Source organism: uncultured Mycobacterium sp. (genome assembly GCF_964249325.1).
Lineage (GTDB): Bacteria > Actinomycetota > Actinomycetes > Mycobacteriales > Mycobacteriaceae > Mycobacterium.
This window is the reverse complement of sequence record NZ_CAXUCH010000408.1, coordinates 1-2,161: the sequence shown is the minus strand read 5'-3', so window position 1 is coordinate 2,161 and position 2,161 is coordinate 1. Positions and strand designations below refer to the sequence as shown.

Annotated in this window: 3 protein-coding genes; all 3 read right to left on the bottom strand. The window is 68.5% G+C overall.

Features of this window, described 5'->3' with window-relative positions; all coding sequences use genetic code 11:
- A partial coding sequence (locus ACFE99_RS25230) for a WXG100 family type VII secretion target (protein ID WP_083089506.1) occupies positions 1–289 on the bottom strand: 289 nt, incomplete at its 3' end.
- A 30-nt stretch (positions 290–319) separates the two neighbouring features.
- Positions 320–613, bottom strand: a complete 294-nt coding sequence (gene esxG / locus ACFE99_RS25225) for a type VII secretion system protein EsxG (RefSeq protein ID WP_375489630.1) — start codon at positions 611–613, stop codon at positions 320–322.
- Positions 614–662: 49 nt separating this feature from the next.
- A partial coding sequence (locus tag ACFE99_RS25220) for a PPE family protein (RefSeq protein ID WP_375489628.1) occupies positions 663–2,161 on the bottom strand: 1,499 nt, incomplete at its 5' end.

Sequence of the window (2,161 nt, the reverse complement as noted above, 5' to 3'; positions counted from 1 at the left end):
AGCCGCCCCATTTGGCGGCTTCGGCTTGGTCGCGGGCCAGCATCGAGGTGGTGTTGGTTTCGTGGGTGCCGGCCATCGCCCGATACGACAACACCAGCTGCTCCATGGCCTGGTTCCACTGGGCCTGCCAGGCCTGATATGTCATCCCGGTGTCGCCTTGCCAGGCACTCGACAACGCCGCCTGCTCGCTGGCGATGTCCGAGCCCAGCGCCTGCAGGGTGCCGGCATAGCCGGCCATGTCGGCGGAGTGGGCCAGCATGGCCGGGTAGTTGTACATGATCTGCGACATCACAAACCCTTTCGCTTAAGTCTTGACGGCTCAGAAACCGGTGTAGGTGGACGCGGCGGCGGCATCGGCGGCGGTGTAGGTGCCCGCCGCATCGCCGAGGTTGGCCTGGGCGATATCCAGCAGCGTGTTGATCTTGGCCGCCACCGCCACAAACCGGGCATGCGCGGCCTGAAACGCCGCGGCGGACTCCCCCACGTGAAACGCCTGCGCCGACATGGCTTCCTGCTCGGCTTGTCCGATCGTCGAGCGCATCAACGCCGCCTTGGCGCTAAACGCCGACTGCGCGGCCACCAACTGCGGAATATGAGCATCCAACAAACTCATCGGTCTCCCTTTCTCTTTGACTGTTTACATTGTCCGGCAATGCTTTTCGTCAGCTACGCTCTCCCCCCTCCTCGCCGGTGGGCCCGTCGCGCTCCCAGCTCCCGGGCATCATGGGCATCCGAGGACCCTCACCGAACTCATCACTGGCCAGCGTCGTCAACCCCACGGCCTCGGCAGCGCTGTCCATGTGCACGGTCCCGGCGAAGCCCAGCGGCCCCGCGCCCGTATCGGAGGCCGCCCTCGAGGCGACAGGGTCCTGCTGCGGTGGGCCCCAGTCGGGGTCGACGTCGACGTTCATGTCCATGAACGCGTCGCCATGCCCGCGCTGCTTCGCGCGACGACGGCGCCGGGCGCGGGCCGCCTCGCGGCTCGGTATCCGCACCGCCGCTGCTGCTGCGGGGACAACGGAACCCGGCGTCTTGGCTCCCTCACGGTCGTGGAGGGTCGGCCCGCCTTCGACGTCCGGATCGATACCGCCGACCACGTAGCCAAACCCAGCGGCTCCTGCTGGGGCTGCGGCACCCGCGGGGGCGGCTGGCGCCGCTGCGGGCGCGGAAGTCGAGATCGCCGCTGGGCTAGCCACCGTCGGGGCAAGCGCCGCCACCGGCGAGATGGTCGCGGACGGTTGGGCGGCCGACGTGACAGGAGCGGCTCCCGCGACGCCGGGGATGTCGACGGCCTCGACCCGCGGGGTCAGCGACTGCAGGTAGTTGATGCCCAGCCCGAGAATGATCGGCAATGCCACCGCCAGTGCAAGCATGGGCCCATAGGTCGCTATCGGCGAAATCACTTCGTAGGCGGCGAAGGCGCCGACGAAGAACAGGAAGGGTCCATAGGCGATCAGCGCCGCCAACGGATTCGCCGCGAAGGCGCTCAGCATCTGCTGCAGGCTGGCCAGCGGGTTTCGCAGAAACTGCAGTAATTGTGACCAGATATCCGACAGGTTCAGCGACGAGCCAGATTGGGCCGCCTGGGCCTGGGCGCCGGTTTGGGCGGCGGTGGCCATCGCGTTGCCGGCCTCGCCGACACCGGGTTGGACCACCATCGGCGCCGGTATGGTGCGCGGCGCCGACGCCAACGCCGCGCCGGAGGCAGCCTGATAGGTGGCCATCGTGGTAGCCGCCTGTATCCACATCCGCACGTAGTCAGCCTCATTGAGGGCGATCGGAATTGTGTTGATGCCAAGGAAATTGGTCGCCACCAGTACCGCGTGGATGGCGTGGTTGGCGGCCAGCTCCGCCAAGGTGGGCATCGCGGCCAACGCCGCGGTGTAGGCGGCCGCCGCGGTCTCGTGCTGGGCGGCCACGCCGGCGCTGTTGACGCTGGCCTGGGTCAGCCACGCCAGATACGGCATGTGCGCGGCCGCATACTGCGCCGCGCTCGGCCCTTCCCACGAGCCCGCCTGCACCTGTCCCACTAGCGCACTGAGGTCGCTTGCGGCCGAGGCGTACTCGGCGCTCAGCGACGACCATGCTCCCGCCGCCGCCAACACCGAACCCGGGCCCGGTCCGGCGCTCAACAGCGCCGAATGCACCTCCGGCGGCGAAG